The 17,180-nt window shown below is 40.9% G+C and carries 16 protein-coding genes; 14 read left to right on the top strand and 2 right to left on the bottom strand.

Annotated elements, in window-relative coordinates; translation table 11 throughout:
• Positions 1-4: 4 nt before the first annotated feature.
• Complete coding sequence (locus tag BLS24_RS00925; protein WP_091755244.1) at positions 5-1,648, top strand: SulP family inorganic anion transporter; 1,644 nt, start codon at positions 5-7, stop codon at positions 1,646-1,648.
• A 96-nt stretch (positions 1,649-1,744) separates the two neighbouring features.
• On the top strand, positions 1,745-2,509 hold the full coding sequence (locus BLS24_RS00930) for a PHP domain-containing protein (RefSeq protein WP_091755245.1): 765 nt from the start codon (positions 1,745-1,747) through the stop codon (positions 2,507-2,509).
• A gap of 42 nt (positions 2,510-2,551) precedes the next feature.
• Here BLS24_RS00930 and BLS24_RS00935 read toward each other — a convergent pair whose 3' ends face one another.
• Entirely contained in the window at positions 2,552-3,055 is a 504-nt protein-coding gene (locus BLS24_RS00935; protein WP_091755246.1) for a hypothetical protein, read from the bottom strand.
• Positions 3,056-3,633: 578 nt separating this feature from the next.
• Between BLS24_RS00935 and trpE the strand changes: the two genes are divergently transcribed.
• The 12 genes from trpE (at position 3,634) to BLS24_RS00995 (ending at position 15,577) form a co-directional block, all read left to right on the top strand.
• Positions 3,634-5,130 (top strand): anthranilate synthase component I, encoded by a 1,497-nt coding sequence (trpE, locus tag BLS24_RS00940; RefSeq protein ID WP_091755247.1) that lies wholly within the window; start codon positions 3,634-3,636, stop codon positions 5,128-5,130.
• A gap of 17 nt (positions 5,131-5,147) precedes the next feature.
• A complete protein-coding gene (locus BLS24_RS00945; protein WP_091755248.1) occupies positions 5,148-5,726 on the top strand; it encodes an anthranilate synthase component II in 579 nt (192 codons plus the stop codon).
• Between the two features lie 97 nt (positions 5,727-5,823).
• A complete protein-coding gene (locus tag BLS24_RS00950; protein WP_242872198.1) occupies positions 5,824-7,611 on the top strand; it encodes a glycoside hydrolase family 36 protein in 1,788 nt (595 codons plus the stop codon).
• An 89-nt stretch (positions 7,612-7,700) separates the two neighbouring features.
• The gene (locus BLS24_RS00955) at positions 7,701-9,092 is read left to right on the top strand and encodes a PhoH family protein (protein ID WP_091755250.1); all 1,392 of its coding nucleotides are present in this window, start codon (positions 7,701-7,703) and stop codon (positions 9,090-9,092) included.
• Positions 9,093-9,379: 287 nt separating this feature from the next.
• Complete coding sequence (locus tag BLS24_RS00960; protein ID WP_072701758.1) at positions 9,380-9,592, top strand: FeoA family protein; 213 nt, start codon at positions 9,380-9,382, stop codon at positions 9,590-9,592.
• Positions 9,593-9,622: 30 nt separating this feature from the next.
• Positions 9,623-9,844, top strand: a complete 222-nt coding sequence (locus BLS24_RS00965; protein WP_071175799.1) for a FeoA family protein — start codon at positions 9,623-9,625, stop codon at positions 9,842-9,844.
• Between the two features lie 60 nt (positions 9,845-9,904).
• A complete protein-coding gene (feoB, locus tag BLS24_RS00970; protein ID WP_091755251.1) occupies positions 9,905-12,193 on the top strand; it encodes a ferrous iron transport protein B in 2,289 nt (762 codons plus the stop codon).
• Positions 12,194-12,499: 306 nt separating this feature from the next.
• Positions 12,500-12,679, top strand: a complete 180-nt coding sequence (locus tag BLS24_RS00975) for a hypothetical protein (RefSeq protein ID WP_091755252.1) — start codon at positions 12,500-12,502, stop codon at positions 12,677-12,679.
• Between the two features lie 30 nt (positions 12,680-12,709).
• Complete coding sequence (locus BLS24_RS00980; protein ID WP_091755253.1) at positions 12,710-12,973, top strand: heavy-metal-associated domain-containing protein; 264 nt, start codon at positions 12,710-12,712, stop codon at positions 12,971-12,973.
• 12 nt (positions 12,974-12,985) lie between these two features.
• Positions 12,986-13,225: a Fur family transcriptional regulator gene (locus tag BLS24_RS00985; protein WP_071175803.1), complete on the top strand. Its 240-nt coding sequence runs from the start codon at positions 12,986-12,988 to the stop codon at positions 13,223-13,225.
• 78 nt (positions 13,226-13,303) lie between these two features.
• The gene (locus BLS24_RS00990) at positions 13,304-14,251 is read left to right on the top strand and encodes an RluA family pseudouridine synthase (RefSeq protein WP_091755254.1); all 948 of its coding nucleotides are present in this window, start codon (positions 13,304-13,306) and stop codon (positions 14,249-14,251) included.
• A 21-nt stretch (positions 14,252-14,272) separates the two neighbouring features.
• Positions 14,273-15,577: a DNA polymerase Y family protein gene (locus BLS24_RS00995; RefSeq protein WP_091755255.1), complete on the top strand. Its 1,305-nt coding sequence runs from the start codon at positions 14,273-14,275 to the stop codon at positions 15,575-15,577.
• Between the two features lie 623 nt (positions 15,578-16,200).
• Here the strand turns inward: BLS24_RS00995 and BLS24_RS01000 are convergent.
• A complete protein-coding gene (locus BLS24_RS01000; protein ID WP_176764295.1) occupies positions 16,201-17,142 on the bottom strand; it encodes a CPBP family intramembrane glutamic endopeptidase in 942 nt (313 codons plus the stop codon).
• Positions 17,143-17,180 lie beyond the last annotated feature (38 nt).

The following is a 17,180-nucleotide window of genomic DNA, read 5'->3' on the forward strand; positions in this document are numbered from 1 at the left end:
AATTATGGAAAACGAAAGATTGAAACCGATGTTATTTACTGTACTTAAAGGGTACAATGGCAAGCAGTTTGTTACTGACCTGATCTCAGGTATCATTGTAGCGATCATTGCACTGCCTCTTTCAATTGCCCTTGCCCTTGCTTCTGGCGTTGGTCCGCAGGAAGGTCTTTACACAGCAATCGTTGCTGGTTTTATCATCTCTTTCCTTGGTGGTAGTAGAGTACAGATTGCAGGTCCTACAGCGGCTTTTGCAACTATAGTTGCAGGAATTGTTGCTACTAAGGGCATGGAGGGACTTGCACTTGCAACTATCTTTGCTGGTATTTTGCTGATACTTATGGGCGTGTTCAAGCTTGGTTCACTTATCAAGTTCATCCCATACACTATTACAACTGGCTTTACTGCAGGTATTGCTGTTACTATTGCAATTGGTCAGGTAAAAGACTTCCTTGGCCTCACATACCCAGCTGGAACTACAACAATTGAGACAGTTGATAAGGTGAAGGCTATTGCTTCAAATATTGGAACTCTTAATATCTGGGCTTTAGTTGTCGGACTTGTTTGTCTTGCAATCCAGATCGTATGGCCAAAGATAAACCAGAAGATTCCTGGTTCACTTATTGCAGTAATAGTTGGAATCCTTATGGTTAAGTTCCTTGGACTAAATGTGAATACAATTGGTGATCTTTATGAGATAAGTGGAAAACTTCCTACTCCTCATATTCCATCATTTGATTTTAAGACTATCCAGTCTGTAGCAGGAGATGGCTTTACAATTGCAATCCTTGCGGCTATTGAATCTCTTTTGTCTTGCGTAGTTGCAGACAGCATGATCGATTCCAAGCACAGATCAAACATGGAGCTTGTAGCTCAGGGTGTTGGTAATATCGGTTCAGCGTTGTTTGGTGGTATCCCGGCAACAGGCGCTATTGCCCGTACAGCAGCTAACATCAAGAATGGTGGTAGAACACCTATCGCAGGTATGATCCATTCAATCTGCCTTGTGCTTGTACTTGTTGTACTTATGCCTTTTGCAGCACTTATTCCTATGCCAACTATTGCATCAATTCTTTTCATGGTTGCATATAACATGTGCCAGTATAAGGTATTTACTCATCTTGTTAAGACAGCTCCAAAGAGCGATATCATTGTACTTGTAACTACATTTATCCTTACTGTAGTATTCGACCTTGTAGTTGCTATCGAGATCGGTATGGTTCTTGCTTGCCTTCTCTTCATGAAGAGAATGAGCGAGGAATCAAGAGTTCGCGGATGGAAGTACTATGATCCAGAAGATGATCCAGACGGACTTGGACTTAAGGATATTCCTAAGCACGTAAGAGTTTACGAGATCAGCGGACCTATGTTCTTTGGTGATGCAGAGCAGATCGCTGAAATCAGTTTTAAAGAGTTCACAAGAGCTCTTGTAATCCGTATGCGTGGTGTACCAGCTATCGATGCAACAGCTATGCATTCATTCGAGCAGCTCTACGAGAAGTGCAAAAAGAACAACGTTCAGCTTGTATTTTCTCACGTAAACGAGCAGCCTATGAACACCATGGAAAAAGATGGTTTCGTAGACCTTGTTGGCCGTGAAAACTTCCAGCCACACATCGACGATGCATTAAAGAGAGCAGCTGAGATTTAATCTCAATATATATGATGAAAATGGTTCATAAATGGTTTATTATCGTTTATGAACCGTTTTTTATTAAACTATATGGATAGACAGCGAGGGACAGACATGAATAAGATTGAGTTACTTTCGGATTATCCTTATTTGTATGAGACACATATGCACACTTCAGAGGGAAGTAAGTGCGGCATGTGTCCGGCAGAAGAAATGGTGAGAGCTTATAAGGAAGCAGGATATGCCGGAGTTATGGTAACTGACCATAACTGGGAAGGCAATACTGCAGTAGACAGGAATCTTCCTTGGGAAGAGTGGCTTGATAAGTTCTTTATGGGGTATCATAATGCCAAGGCGGAAGGCGATAGGATCGGACTTCCTGTATTCCTTGGATATGAGGCTACGCAGGGCTGTGGTCATGATTTCCTTATTTATGGATTTACTATTGATTGGATGAAAAAACATCCAGAACTAAGAGAAGCTGGAATTCCTGAGCAGTATGAACTTATTCACTCAGTTGGCGGAATGGTGATAAATGCTCATCCATATCGTGAAGCTGATTATATTGATGAAGTACTTACTTTTGAACAGTACGCAGATGGTATAGAGATGTTTAATGCAGGGCACCTTTCTCACAGAGAAGGAGCAGTTGATCACAGCATCTGGAATGAGAAGGCTGTTAAACTTGCTAACGACAATAATCTTCCTGGAACTGCAGGCTCTGATCAGCACAGCACAAGTCTATTTGGTGGAGGAACAGCGTTTAGAACACCGCTTAGATCAATAGAAGATTATATGAATAGGATAAAGAATCACGAAGATTACGTTCTTACTGATGGCAGACATTGGTACGATAATCGTGGACATATGATAAAGTGAAAATAAAGGCTAATGTGATTTTAAATCACATTAGCCTTTTTATTATGCGTTCTGTTGTTTGTATTGTTCGTTCTTGTTTTCTAGCATCTGGATGTAATTAGGACTACTCCAGATGTTCTCAATATCTTTTTTGTATAAGACATCTGTATGCCAGATATCTGAGCCGCAAACCTTACATGTGTTTGTAACTTCTACTTCGTTGCCACATTTTGGACAGCTGATGTAAAGGCAGCGACCATCGATACGTGTAGGAGAGATGCTGATATCTCTTACAGGACCTCTTGCTAATATGATTTTCTTGGCTTTGCCAGTAGCTAGGTAATCAGCAAGCTTTTTAATCGCAAAGCCTAATGCTAATCCGACAATACCTGCGACAGTGATATATGTAGCGTCATTTTTATCTCTGGTTGATGCTGAAGTAATTAGATAGAAGACACCAAGAATAGTACATGGAATTCCGATGGCAACTAAAAAGCCTCCTATCCAGCTAAGAAAAGTGCAGGCTGGTGCGTGTGCGTACTTTTTGTAACGCATGACAGTATACATATTTTTTCCTCCCAATATAAGCGTTTTTGTTATTGAAAAATTCCCAAGTGATATTGTAACTGAATGAGGGCAAATTTGATAGTGCTTTAACTTACTGATTAAGAAAAATACAAACGGTTAATCGATGGCATTTATGAGTTTTCATAACTATTTGGAGCAAAAGAAAATTATGAAAAGATAATACTTTTTTGCTTTATCACAAAAAAGTGATTGACACTACTAAGTGGTGGTCTGTATAATTCAATTTAATATAAGACTAAAAACCGATGAGACGGGAAGATGCGAAAGGGGCACTCACAGAGAGTCCGGGTAGGTGCGAGCCGGGCAGAACGCTGATTTGCAAATGGTCCGTTGAGGGCATAGCGAAAGGTCTTTTACCAAGTAGCCTATGACGGTTTGGCTGCCGTTACCAGCCGGGGATATGTTGGTATCCTTAAGAGCGTGTGTACGACACAAATAGAGGTGGCACCACGGGTATACTTTAATTACTCGCCCTCAGTAGAACATTTAGTTCTACTGGGGGCTTCTTTGCGTGTGTCTGCAATAGTACCAAAAGGCAAAGAGAAAAGGAGGCATGTATGATCCAGACATCATTAGAGGAAGTAAAGAAAATAGCTGAAGGCGGCGAATACAGACTGATCCCAGTCATCAGAGAGATCTTATCTGACGTGGCAACGCCTGTGCAGGTCCTAAGGAAGTTAAAGAACGTAAGTGACCATGTGTTTTTGCTTGAAAGTGTTGAGGATTCAAGGCAGTGGGGCAGATATTCATTTCTTGGCTACAATCCTACACTTGAGATTTCCAGCAAGGGAAAAGAGCTTTTGATAACTGATGAAAATGGAGCACAGACCTCCATGGATACAGAAAATCCAAGTACCTATATCAGGAAGCTTGTTGAAGAAAATAGGGCTCCAAAATTACAGGACGCACCTACATTCACAGGCGGTCTTGTAGGTTACTTTTCCTATGACTACATGCAGTATGCAGAGAAGTCCCTTCATTTCAAGGCTCGAAATGACTATGACTTTAATGATATGGATCTCATGCTCTTTGATAGCCTTATCTGCTTTGATAACTTCAAGCAAAAGATACTTCTGATAGCCAATGTAAAGGTGCCACCAGTAGTTTCAGGTGGAGACGCCCTTGAAAAAGCCTATAACAAAGCGATTAAAAGAATAGATGAAATGCAGGACCTTATCTTAAATGGTGAGATGAAGGACGTAGAAAAAGGAAAGCTTCTTAGCGAAATGAAGCATGTCTTTTCAAAGGAAGAGTATTGTAAGAAGGTTCTAAAGGTAAAGGAACACATCGTAGAAGGCGATATCTTCCAGCTTGTTTTATCAAATCCCATGGAAGCAGATTTTGAGGGAAGTCTTTTTGATACCTACAGGATCTTAAGGACCACAAACCCTTCTCCTTACATGTTCTATTTTTCTGGCAATACAGAGATCGCAGGAGCATCACCTGAGACCCTTGTTAAGGTACAGGACGGAGAGATCAGAACCTTCCCACTTGCTGGAACAAGGCCAAGGGGAGCAACCTTTGAAGAGGACCAGGCTTTAGAAAAAGAGCTTCTTGCAGACGAAAAGGAAAAGGCTGAGCACAACATGCTTGTGGATCTTGGAAGAAATGATCTGGGGAAACTTTGTGAATTTGGTACTGTGGAAGTGGAAAAGTATATGGAAATTGAAAGATACTCCCATGTTATGCACATTGGATCATCTGTTAAGGGTAAGCTTTCAGATAAATTCACAGCAATAGATGCTATAGATAGCGTGCTTCCAGCTGGTACCCTATCAGGAGCTCCCAAGATCAGAGCCTGCGAGATCATTGATGAGCTTGAAGGCATCAAGAGAGGAATCTATGGCGGAGCCATTGGCTACGTGGACTTTACAGGAAACCTTGATACCTGCATTGCCATCAGACTTGCCTACAAGAAAAACGGCAAAGTATTTGTAAGGAGCGGAGCTGGACTAGTTGCTGATTCTGTTCCGGAAAAAGAGTTTGAAGAGTGCGTAAATAAGGCAAAGGCAGTGGTAAATGCCATAAAAGAAGCCTGTGATACCAACGAATAAAGAAAGGGAGAGCGACTATGATCTTGATAATTGATAACTACGATAGCTTTACATACAACCTTTTTCAGCTGATCGGAACCATAACTCCTGATATCAAGGCAGTTCGTAATGACGCCTATACAGTAGATGAGATAAGGGATATGAATCCGGATGCGATAGTTCTTTCTCCTGGACCGGGCAAGCCTTCTGAAGCCGGTATCTGCGAGGATATTGTAAAAGAGCTGGGAAAAGAGATACCGATCCTTGGGGTGTGCCTTGGTCATCAGGCTATCTGCGAAGCCTTTGGCGGAACAGTTGCTCATGCAAAAGAGCTGATGCATGGCAAACAGTCAGAGACAGACCTTGATACAGAGTCTGCTATGTTTAAAGGGCTTCCAAAGAGGGCCAAAGTTGCTAGATATCATTCACTGGCTCTTTTGCCAGAGACTCTTCCAGAGTGCCTCAAAGTCACAGCTACTGCTGATGATGGCGAGATCATGGCGGTGGAACACAAGGGATATCCAATATACGGACTTCAGTTTCATCCTGAATCAATTATGACTCCTGATGGTCTTCTCATGTTAAAGAACTTTGTGCTAAAATCTAAAATAGTTTAAATTTTAGTATTGGAAGGTATTTTTAATAATCAGATCTTACGGGGAAATCAAGATTATTGGGGACGAATACCAGGGTAACTACACTGGTGGTATGTCCATGATTGGAAGCGGAACTGCAGACAGGCTAAAGATTGTCATGGATGAAGAGGATATGACAGTTTATGAGACTGAGGATGGGCTCTCTCTTAAGGTTTCGCATACACAGAGTGAATTGTCTGATGTGACAGAAGTTGAGACCACTGTTATCAATGATTCAGACAAAGATATCACGCTTGAATTCATGACTTCTTTTATGTTAAAGAAGTTAGAAGCAGACAAGATTTATAGACTTATGTCCTTTTGGAGCGCAGAGGGTAAGCTTCGCGTAGATAGTATCAAGAGTCTTAACATGGAGCATTCCTGGAGCGACCACGGATATAGAATCGAGAAGTTTGGAAATGTAGGCTCAATGCCTATCAGAAAGTATTTCCCATTTGTTGCACTTGAAAACAGCAAGACTGGTAAGTTTACAGCGGCTTTGCTATATTCACCATGTTCTTGGCAGATCGAGGTACTTGTTAAGTCTGGAGATGTGGTTACTGTCCACGGCGGTATTGCAGATAGAGATTTTGGCCACTGGACAAAGGTTATTGCAAAAGGCAGCTCTTTTACCGCGCCAAAGGCACTTATTGCAGAGGGAGACTCCCTTGAAGATGTATGCGACAAGCTGGTAAAGGCTCAGAGCCCTAACATCAGCCCTGTTGACGACAAGATGGGAATCACATTCAATGAATACTGCACAACCTGGGGCAATCCTACTATAGATAATCTCAAGAAGATTGCTGACCGCCTTGAGGGAAAGGGCATACAGTACCTTGTGATGGATTCAGGGTGGTATGCTGATGACAATGGAGAGTGGTACGAAAACCGTGGCAACTGGGAGACTAATTTAGACAGATTCCCAGGAGGACTCAAGGAACTTGCGGATTATGTAAGAGACAAGGGCATGATTCCTGGAATATGGTTTGAGCCTGAGGTAGTAAGCCCAAAGACCAAGTACTATGAGACCGAAACAGACCACATGGTCAAAAAAGACGGCTATCCGCTTACTGTTGCATCAACGAGATTCTGGGATATGGAAGATCCTTGGGTTAAGGAATACTTAAAGACTAATGTTATCGATACATTGAAGGATAACGGCTTTGGATATATCAAGGTTGACTACAACGACACCATGGGAATGGGCTGTGATGGCGACGAGTCCATGGGAGAGAATATCAGGAAAAAAGTTCTTGGAACTCTTGAATTCTTTGACAAGATGAAAGAGGAGATTCCTGAGCTTGTAATAGAGAACTGTTCAAGCGGCGGACACAGACTAGAGCCTACATTTATGAGCAAGGCTTCCATGGCAAGCTTTTCAGATGCTCATGAGACTAAGTCACTTCCTATTATTGCAGCAAATGTTCAGAGAGTTATTAAGCCAGAGCAGAGCCAGATCTGGGCTGTAATGAGGAAAGATGATTCTGATGAAAGACTCTTTTACTCATTCTGCGCAACATTCCTAGGCAGGATGGGACTTAGCGGCGACATCTATGATCTAAGTGACCATCAGTGGCAGATCGTAGATGATGCTATAGCCTTTTATAAGCAGGTTTCTCATATTATTAAGGATGGAAAGACTACTGTTCTCAAGCAGGAAACAGAGAGCTATAACGCTCCAACTAGCGCTCAGCTTGTGATCAGAACCCTTGGGGATGAGAGCCTTGTGGTATATCACAGATTTGAGAATTCAGAGAGCCTTGAAGACTTTGCAAAACGTAATGGAATCCAGATTCCAACAGGTGAAAAAGTAGTATTTGGTAGTGCTGACAAGGACTTCTCAGCAAAAGCTTTCCTTATTAAGTGACATTTGATAAATTGAATATTTATGCTTGCTGTACCACAATATGTGGTATAATAAGATAACAAGTCATACAAATAGAGGGGGACCTACGCATGAAGAAGATCTACGTACTGGACACCAACGTTTTGATTCAGGCACCACACGCCTTGAAGTGCTTTGATGATAACGAGGTCGTTCTTCCGCTGGTAGTCTTGGAAGAGTTGGACGCCCACAAGAGAGATGAGGGCGAGAGAGGAGCGAATGTACGTGAGGCGATCAGAATCCTCGATCAACTAAGGGGAGCAGGCGATCTGGTTGCAGGGGTTAAGCTTGACAATGGAGGAATTCTTAGAGTTGAAAAGAACTTTAAGGATGTGGAGCTTCCCAAGGATATGGCAGACTACAAGTCTGATAACCGTATCTTGAAAGTGTGTAAGGGTCTAAGTGACAAGTCCAAGGAACAGGTAATTCTTGTTACCAAGGACATTCTGATGAGGATTAAGGCACAGCTCCTTAATATCAGGTCAGAAGATTTTACCACAGAGCAGGTGGCAGATCACGGAGAGCAGTACAGCGGACGTATTGATGTCTTTGCTCCCGAAGATGTCTTCAAGGATTTTAAGAAAAAGGGAATTCCTGTGGACAAGGTTTATTGCTGTGATGAAAATGGCAATCAATATGCACCTGAACTCTATGAGAATGAGTTTGTAATTGTAAGAGCGGATCAGTCTACCAATAAGACTCAGATGGGCCGTGTTTGCAAAGGCTTTATCAAGAAGCTGGAATTTGAAAAGAGTCAGCCCTACGGTGTTAAGCCAAGAAATGCAGGACAGTACTTTCTTCAGGAAGCGCTTATGCAGCCAGCTGATGTGGCACCGCTTGTAATCGTAAAGGGAATGGCTGGTACAGCCAAGACATTCTATTCTCTGGCAGTTGGTCTTGAGAAGATGATCAACAGACCTACTGGAGAGTACAGAAGGATCTTGGTCTGCAGACCAAATTCCCAGTTTGATGATGATATCGGATTTTTACCTGGTGATGAGCAGGAAAAGATATCTCCTCTTATGAGGCCTATCATCGACAACCTTGAGCAGCTCATTGATTCCAATGAGGAAGAACGCTACAAGGATGAAAAAGAGCTTCAGGACAAGACTGACGAAGTCTTTGAAAGAGGAATAGTTCAGTGCGAAGCCTTGAACTTCATTCGAGGAAGATCGATCCTTAAAACTTACCTCATCATTGATGAAGCCCAGAACATGACGCCTACTCAGGCTAAGGGTATCATCACAAGAGCAGGTAAGGATACCAAGATCATCCTTCTTGGTGATCCAAATCAGATAGACAGGCCTTTCCTTGATGAGAGGACTAACGGTCTTTCCTATGCCGCTGAGCACATGAAGGGAAGTCCACTTGCATGGCAGATATCTCTTTCAGCTGCAGAATGTGAGAGAAGTAGACTTGCAATGGATGCTATCGAGAGAATGAAGGATAAAAAATACTTCTAATATAATATGTAGATTAAATGGCTTACGCAGTAAAATGCGTAAGCCATTTTTTGAGCCATGGGGACGGGGTAGTGGCTCATTTTTTTTGTAAATATTAAGAAAAATGCAATTGACATTTATTATCAAAAAGAATATTCTATACATGAGTTAGCAAAGGGTAACAAGCGAATATAGATTTAAAGGCGTTTTATCGAATGTTAGTTATATCTAACTACGAAATATAGTTAGCAATTACTAACGCGTGCGGGTTAGCTAAGCCTAACTTATGAATATGAAAAGGGGTGAATATGATGCCTATAACAATGGCTGATATTGGACAACTAGTTACTATCAAAAAGATCACAGGAACAGATGAAGTCAAGCAGCACCTTGCTGTCCTTGGATTTGTTGCTGGTGAGAAGGTTAACGTTGTGAATAAGAATGGTGGAAATATGATTGTTAATGTTAAAGACAGTCGTATAGCTCTTGATAAGAGCCTTGCAAACCGCATTTTTATCTAAATACATATTTGAAGGGAGAATTGAGATTCAATGAAGACATTAAAAGATGTTGAAATTGGAAAAACAGCTACAGTTGTAAAGCTGCATGGGGAAGGACCTACAAGACGCCGTATCATGGATATGGGTCTTACTAAGGGCGCAGAAGTTTATGTGAGAAAGGTAGCACCTCTTGGTGATCCTATCGAGCTTACTGTACGCGGCTATGAGCTGTCTGTTCGTAAAGCTGATGCTGAGTTTGTTGAGGTTGAGTAAGATTTTTTGCACACATGTAAGCGTGGGCTAACAAGAAAAAGTTTATTTTAGGAGGCAGAAATGGAAATCAAGATTGCTTTAGCGGGTAATCCTAACAGTGGTAAGACCACTTTATTTAATGATTTGACAGGTAGCAGGCAGTATGTTGGTAACTGGCCAGGTGTTACAGTAGAAAAGAAGGAAGGTAAGCTTAAGGGTGCCGAGTACAAGGATGTAGTTATTCAGGATCTTCCTGGTATCTATTCTCTTTCACCATATACACTTGAGGAAGTTGTTTCTCGTACATATCTTGTAACTGAGAAGCCAGACGCTATCATCAATATCGTTGATGGTACTAATATCGAGCGTAACCTTTATCTTACAACACAGCTCCTTGAGCTTAACATCCCTATGGTAGTTGCTCTTAATATGATGGACCTTGTTCGTAAGAATGGTGACCAGATCGATGTAAAGGCTCTTTCAGATGCTCTTGGATGCGAGGTTGTTGAGCTTTCAGCACTTAAGAGCGAGGGTACAGATGCTCTTGTTAAAAAAGCTGTTGACCTAGCAAAGAACAAGAAAAAGGCTGAAGCCAAGGAAGTGATTACTGGCGAAGCTAAGGCAGCTGTAGAAAAGATTGAAGAGATCTTAAAGGGTTCAGTTGATGATAACTTCCTTAGATGGAATGCAATCAAGGCTTTTGAGCGTGATGAGAAGGCTATGGAAGCTCTTGAGCTCTCTGCAGCTAGAAAGTCTGAGATCGAAGAAGTTATCAAGGCTTGCGAGAAATCACTTGATGATGATTCTGAGTCTATCATTACTAATGAGAGATATACATATATTACAGGCGTAACATCAAAGGCAGTTAAAAAAGGACGTGCAAAGGGCGAACTTTCTGTATCAGATAAGATCGATAAGATTGTAACTAACAGAATCCTTGGCCTCCCAATCTTTGCTCTTGTTATGTTCCTTATCTACGCAATTGCAATGGGTGGTTGGAGCGTATCAATTGGTACAAGAGCTACTGATTTTACAAATGACGTTATCTTTGGCGAGTGGGTTCCAGGATTCTTTGATACTCTTCTTGGTGCTCTTCACGTAGAAGAGGGAACAGTTCTTTACGGACTGATTCAGGATGGTATCGTAGCAGGTGTTGGAGCTGTTATTGGTTTCGTACCTCAGATGTTAGTTCTTTTCCTCCTCCTCTCAATCCTTGAGGATATCGGATATATGGCTCGTGTAGCATTCGTTATGGACCGTATCTTCCGTCAGTTTGGTCTTTCAGGTAAGTCATTTATCCCTTGCCTTGTTGCAACAGGATGTGGTGTTCCTGGTGTTATGGCCAGCCGTACAATTGAGAATGAGCGTGATCGTAAGATGACTCTTATGACAACAACATTTATGCCATGCGGAGCTAAGCTTCCTATCATTGGACTTATTGCAGGTGCCGTATTTGGTGGATCACCACTTATCGCTGCATCAGCTTACTTCATTGGTATTGGCTCAATCATTCTTTCAGGTATCATCCTTAAGAAATTCAAGGCATTTGCTGGAATGCCAGCACCATTTGTTATGGAACTTCCTGCATACCATGTTCCTTCATGTGTAGGTGTTCTCAGAGCTACATGGGAGCGTGGATGGTCATTCATTAAGAGAGCTGGATCAGTTATCGTTATTTCTTCAATCATTATCTGGTTCTTATCAGCATTTGGTACAGTAAATGGACACTTTGGACTTGTTGATAATCTCTTTGAAGATGAGACAGTAATTACAGATGAGTATGTGGCAGAGCTTGCAGACAAGATGGACATTCCAGAAGAAGATGTAAACGCTATGGATGCTTCACTTCTTGCAAGCGTTGGTAATGCAGTATCTTTTGTATTTAAGCCACTTGGATTTGGCAATTGGAAGCCTACAGTAGCAACAGTTACTGGTCTGGTAGCAAAAGAGGAAGTTGTAGGAACTTTCGGTGTTCTTTATGCTTATGATGATGCAGAAGAGGAACTTGGCGAAGAAGGTGAGCAGATCTGGGAGAGAGTAGCAGCAGATTACACACCAATCGCAGCATTCTCATTTATGATCTTTAACCTCCTTTGTGCTCCATGCTTTGCAGCAATCGGTGCTATCAAGCGTGAGATGAACAATGCAAAGTGGACATGGGCAGCAATTGGTTACATGACAGTTTGGGCATATGTACTTGCACTTATCGTTTATAATTTAGGTGGACTTATTGTTGGAGAAGTTGCATTCGGTTTTGGAACTATCGTAGCAGTGATCCTTCTTGGAACACTTCTTTACCTCCTTTTCAGAAAGGGCTATGTAGCTTCAGAAAACGAAGGCAGAGAAATGGCTGTAAAGGCTAATGCATAAAGGCTATGAATGATTTTTGCGGAATACATATTCCACTTGGATGACGCTTTCGCTTGGTAAAAAACGTAACGGACACTAAGGCACTAAAAAACAGTGCCTAAGTGCCGACGTTTTTTAACACATCCTCGTGAAATATGTATTTCCTGCAAAATTGTATATAAGTCTTAGATTTGCTAATAAGAATTACTGCTTATATATAATGAAAACCAGAAAATAGGCAGAAATGATAAGCTTTAATAAGAACAAGATTAAGAAATGAAAGTGTAATATATTTAAAGCTCTGGGATGTACTAGAAAGGAGCGAATATGGCGACAATTATAGGAAATGCAGTAGCAATACTGTTCGTAGGTGTACTTGTATATATTTGTGGAAAGAATGTTTTAGGCCAGATCAAATCTGGTGGATGTGCAGGATGTTCTGGTGGATGTAATGGTCACTGTTCAGGATGTAGTAGTTGCGGTACAGAGCATAGAACCAAGAAGTAAGCAGTTCGAAAAAGTATAAGGACAAAGCTTATGTATAAGACGACAGTTAAGATAGATGGCATGATGTGCTCCATGTGTGAGACACATATCAAAGAAACAATTAGAAAGACATTTCCATCTGCAAAGAAGGTTACAGCTAGTTGCAAAAAGAAAGAAGCAACCTTTATTACAGATGATGTGATAGATTTAAGTATTTTGGGAGATTCTATAGATAGAACCGGTTATCATTATCTGGATTCTGAGACTATACCTTATGACAAGAAGGGCGTATTTGATTTTTGGCAGCACAGATAAGGGGAGTAAAGTATGAGTAGTGAACAGGTAATCGACAGACTTAAAGATAACGGCTGCCGTATCACCAAGCAGCGAAGACTTATAGTTGATGTGATAATGGGCAATGACCACAGCTCCTGTAAGGACATTTATTATCAGGTAATGGCCAAGGACAAGACTGTAGGAATGGCCACAGTTTACAGGATGATCAGAGTTCTTGAGGACATCGGAGTAGTTAACAGGATCGATATGATCGAGATCAATAATGAATAAAGCATCACGAAGGGCATGGACTAGGCACCATGTCCTTTTCTTTGACTTTTTTTAGCATCATCATTTATTATTTGTTTTATGAATAGCGATTATAGAGAACTTTTTTATACAGTTACAACTGAAGATGGACCAATGCTAGCCCGTGATATCATGCAGCAAAGGATGAAGTTATCAAGTAGAGAGATCACTCGCTGTAAGCTTTTTGAGGATGGCGTTATGTGTCATGATGCAGGAAATTCTGATCCTTTGGGGAAAAGAGCTATCTTTTTAAAAGATGAGCTTATGGTGGGCGATACGTTATATGTGCGAATCTATGAAGATATAGATAATGGTTCAGAGATCATTCCAAGCGATCATCCTCTTGACATTGTTTATGAGGATGAAGACCTTATTGTGATCAACAAGCCAGGAAATATGGTGGTTCATCCATCCTATTGCCACTACACTGATTCACTTAGTAATTACCTTGCGGGCTACTACAAAAAGACTGGGCAGAACCACGTCATGAGAGTCATAGGCCGCCTTGATAGAGAGACCTCAGGGCTTCTAATATTTGCCAAGAACAGGCATAGTGCAGCTCTTTTATCTGATCAGTGCATGAACATGTCCAGGAGAAAAGAGTATGTGGCTCTCTGTGAGGGCATGTTTGCGGAAAAAGAAGGCACGGTAAATGAGCCAATCTGGGAAAATCCAAAAGAGAAAATGATAAGAGAAGTACGTCCTGATGGGAAAGAAGCCATTACTCATTATAGAGTGGTTCAGCAATTTGATGACTTTGCCATGGTAAGGCTGGTTCTTGATACTGGAAGAACCCATCAGATCAGAGTTCATATGTCTTATCTTGGACATCCTCTTTTGGGTGATAGTCTTTATGGAAAAGAGATATCAAATAACCACGGGATGGAGCGTGCAGCCCTTCATGCTGCACATTTGGAATTCTTACAGCCAATAACAAATGAGGCTCTTTCCTTTGAAGCTGAGCTTCCTGAAGATATGAAAAATGCAATATCACTTGTATCGAACTAATGTTTGTAATATTATGTTTATATGAATCAAGTTGATGCAAGTAAGTACGACAACATCATATTTCATGTGGACGTCAACTCTGCATTTTTGTCCTGGTCTGCTCTAAAAAAGCTAGAGGAAGAGCCAGGAAGCGTTGATCTGCGCACAATTCCATCGGCTGTTGGAGGAGATGTTAAGACTAGGCATGGCATCATAACAGCTAAGTCTATACCTGCCAAGAAGTACGGCATTGTTACAGGTGAGCCTGTTGTTAAGGCACTTCAGAAGTGTCCAAAGCTTGTTATGGTTAGGGGAGACTTTGCTACTTATCGCAGATTTTCACATGCTTTCATCGAGATACTTAGGAAATATGCACCTACTATCCAGCAGGTATCTATAGATGAGGCATTTATGGATATGACAGGTACTAGGTCTGTTTACAAAGACCTTGAGACGCCAGAAGAGCCTTTCCCTATCTGCGTAGCCAGAAAGCTCAAGGACGAGATCAGAGATACTCTTGGCTTTACTGTAAATGTAGGCATTTCCTGCAATAAGCTCCTTGCCAAGATGGCAAGTGATTTTACCAAGCCAGACAGGATACATACTCTTTTTCCAGAGGAAATACCTGAGAAGATGTGGCCACTTCCTATAGGAGATCTCTTTGGCTGCGGCAAGGCAACAGCAGAGAGACTTAAAAGTGTTGGCATCAAGACAATTGGGGACGCAGCCGGGGCTGATCCCATATTTATCACAAATATCCTTGGTGAAAATGGCGGAGCCTATATCTACGCCAGTGCCAACGGCATAGGTAGTACCAATGTCTCAGGAGAGTACGATGATGCCAAGAGCTATTCCAATGAGACCACAATTTCTTTTGACCTTAATTCTGATAATTATGATTCAGAGATCATACCTATACTAAGGCATCTTTCAGAAAGCGTATCAAACCGCCTAAAAAGAGATGAAGTCTATGGCAGAACAGTTACCGTTTCTGTTAAGACAACAGATTTTAAACGCCATTCTTGCCAGATGCAGATTGAAAGTTCCATTAACGATACAGACAAGATCCTTCGCTACGCAAAGGAACTATCAGACAAGCTCCTTCTTGGGGATGACGGCCTTTTTATCAAAGGCTATGCTGTTCGTCTTGTAGGCGTAGGCGTCACCAAACTCGATGACGGTTCCTATCGTCAGATGAATCTTTTTGATGACTTTAAGGAAATAAAAGATGTTTCATCTGCAATCAAATCTACAGCTATTTCCGATGAAAAGCGCAAGAAGCTTGATGAAATGACAAGAAAGTTAAATGATGCCTTCGGAAAAGATACTATTCACAAGGGAATATAGGAAAGTTGTGAGCAGCATTTTACGTCTATAATACTTGTCTATTAGATATTGACATAGTGTATTTGAGAGGGATTACGCTTAATTCGAGCTTATTCTTGATAAGACGTAAAGTAATTTGATGATTTAAGTCTATAGTGATTGTTCTACTGATGAGACGTAAAATAAATTGATGATTTAAGTCTATAGTGATTGTTTTACTGAAAAGACGTAATATATTTTCATTTTTTACGTCAGGATAGTGTGTTATTGGTAGAGAGACGTAAATGAATATTTGAAAATACGCCATCAACTAGAAAATATAGCAAACAGGCGTAAAAATATAATTCAGATTACATCTCACACATTATTATGTATTTTAAAAGACATCTTTCATAAATACAGAAAGATGTCTTTTTGATTTTGCGGAATGTTATTAATCACAGTCAGTATAAGCTTGGTGAAACTTAGCCGCCGCGATTTATTTTTTGTAGTTATTGCGTAGAGCATACGTTTTCTTAAGCCTATCCCCTACAAAAAATATCGGAGCGGAGGATGAGTTTTACCAACTTATACGTCCGTAATCAACAACCTACCGGGAAGCCATTCAACCTACCGGGAAGCCATTCAACCTACCGGGAAACCAATTACTCTGCCCAGATGTCTGTAGGCTTTTTGTGGTTCTTTTCTCCCCACCAGATTGTGAGTACGCAGCAGATGATAAGTACGATGCAAGCTACGATAGTTGACTCAACGCCGAAACCTACGTTGTATGCAAAACTGTCCTTAGCTGTTGCTGCGTCAAGCTTGAAGATTGAAAATGGTGAAACAATTCCACTATTTGGAAGTCCAAATAAAATGTTCTGTGTAAAGTTCCATGCAGCATGTGCAGCCATTGGAAGCCAAATGCTGTCGCAGTAGTAAACAAAAAGCGCATAGCTTATTCCAACTAATACAATGTTTGCGATAGCAAGAGGAGTAACACCACTGTTGAAGATATGAAGGAAACCAAATAAAACGGCATTTCCTATGATGGCAACAGCAGGATGTCTGTAGCTCTTTCTAAGACGCTGATAGAGGAATCCTCTACACATAAGCTCTTCGGCTGATGACTGAATGAAGATGCATACAAAGATAAGAAGGACTCTAAGTGGCTGGAATGAATCATAATAGATGAAGATATCTTTATGAAGTACAGCTACTAATATGCAGATAGCGTTTGTTCCAAATCCGATCAAAAGACCAAGTACAAGATGGAAGATATTATTTCCTTTGCACTTTGTCCAAAGAGCCTTGTAAATAGGTCTGTTCCATTTGCACAAGAAATAAAGAAGGAATGCAGCCCAAATTCCCCAAAATGAGAAGTACTGAGCTGTGATCATAATATAATCATAGTTTTCTTTAGTTATAAAAGGAGCAAAGATAAGTGTTCCAAACTGACCTATCAGCTGACCTGCTATTAAAAGGACAAGAGAAATAAGTGTTGGGAAGATAAAAATATCATTCCATTTAAAGTTATCATTGTGAATCTTCTGTAAGATATTAGGATTCTGATTTTCTGGCATATATCCACCTCCAATTTTTTTCATAACACTTTCCAATATAATACATTTGTTTGAACCTTGTA

Source organism: Butyrivibrio sp. INlla18, assembly GCF_900103635.1.
Taxonomy (GTDB): Bacteria; Bacillota; Clostridia; order Lachnospirales; family Lachnospiraceae; genus Butyrivibrio.

Bases quoted from the DNA above. Each gene is read 5' to 3' on its own strand.
- BLS24_RS00925 (WP_091755244.1), top strand. From the start codon at position 5: ATGGAAAACGAAAGATTGAAACCGATGTTATTTACTGTACTTAAAGGG.
- BLS24_RS00930 (WP_091755245.1), top strand. From the start codon at position 1,745: ATGAATAAGATTGAGTTACTTTCGGATTATCCTTATTTGTATGAGACA.
- BLS24_RS00935 (WP_091755246.1), bottom strand. From the start codon at position 3,055: ATGTATACTGTCATGCGTTACAAAAAGTACGCACACGCACCAGCCTGC.
- trpE (WP_091755247.1), top strand. From the start codon at position 3,634: ATGATCCAGACATCATTAGAGGAAGTAAAGAAAATAGCTGAAGGCGGC.
- BLS24_RS00945 (WP_091755248.1), top strand. From the start codon at position 5,148: ATGATCTTGATAATTGATAACTACGATAGCTTTACATACAACCTTTTT.
- BLS24_RS00950 (WP_242872198.1), top strand. From the start codon at position 5,824: ATGATTGGAAGCGGAACTGCAGACAGGCTAAAGATTGTCATGGATGAA.
- BLS24_RS00955 (WP_091755250.1), top strand. From the start codon at position 7,701: ATGAAGAAGATCTACGTACTGGACACCAACGTTTTGATTCAGGCACCA.
- BLS24_RS00960 (WP_072701758.1), top strand. From the start codon at position 9,380: ATGATGCCTATAACAATGGCTGATATTGGACAACTAGTTACTATCAAA.
- BLS24_RS00965 (WP_071175799.1), top strand. From the start codon at position 9,623: ATGAAGACATTAAAAGATGTTGAAATTGGAAAAACAGCTACAGTTGTA.
- feoB (WP_091755251.1), top strand. From the start codon at position 9,905: ATGGAAATCAAGATTGCTTTAGCGGGTAATCCTAACAGTGGTAAGACC.
- BLS24_RS00975 (WP_091755252.1), top strand. From the start codon at position 12,500: ATGGCGACAATTATAGGAAATGCAGTAGCAATACTGTTCGTAGGTGTA.
- BLS24_RS00980 (WP_091755253.1), top strand. From the start codon at position 12,710: ATGTATAAGACGACAGTTAAGATAGATGGCATGATGTGCTCCATGTGT.
- BLS24_RS00985 (WP_071175803.1), top strand. From the start codon at position 12,986: ATGAGTAGTGAACAGGTAATCGACAGACTTAAAGATAACGGCTGCCGT.
- BLS24_RS00990 (WP_091755254.1), top strand. From the start codon at position 13,304: ATGAATAGCGATTATAGAGAACTTTTTTATACAGTTACAACTGAAGAT.
- BLS24_RS00995 (WP_091755255.1), top strand. From the start codon at position 14,273: ATGAATCAAGTTGATGCAAGTAAGTACGACAACATCATATTTCATGTG.
- BLS24_RS01000 (WP_176764295.1), bottom strand. From the start codon at position 17,142: ATGAAAAAAATTGGAGGTGGATATATGCCAGAAAATCAGAATCCTAAT.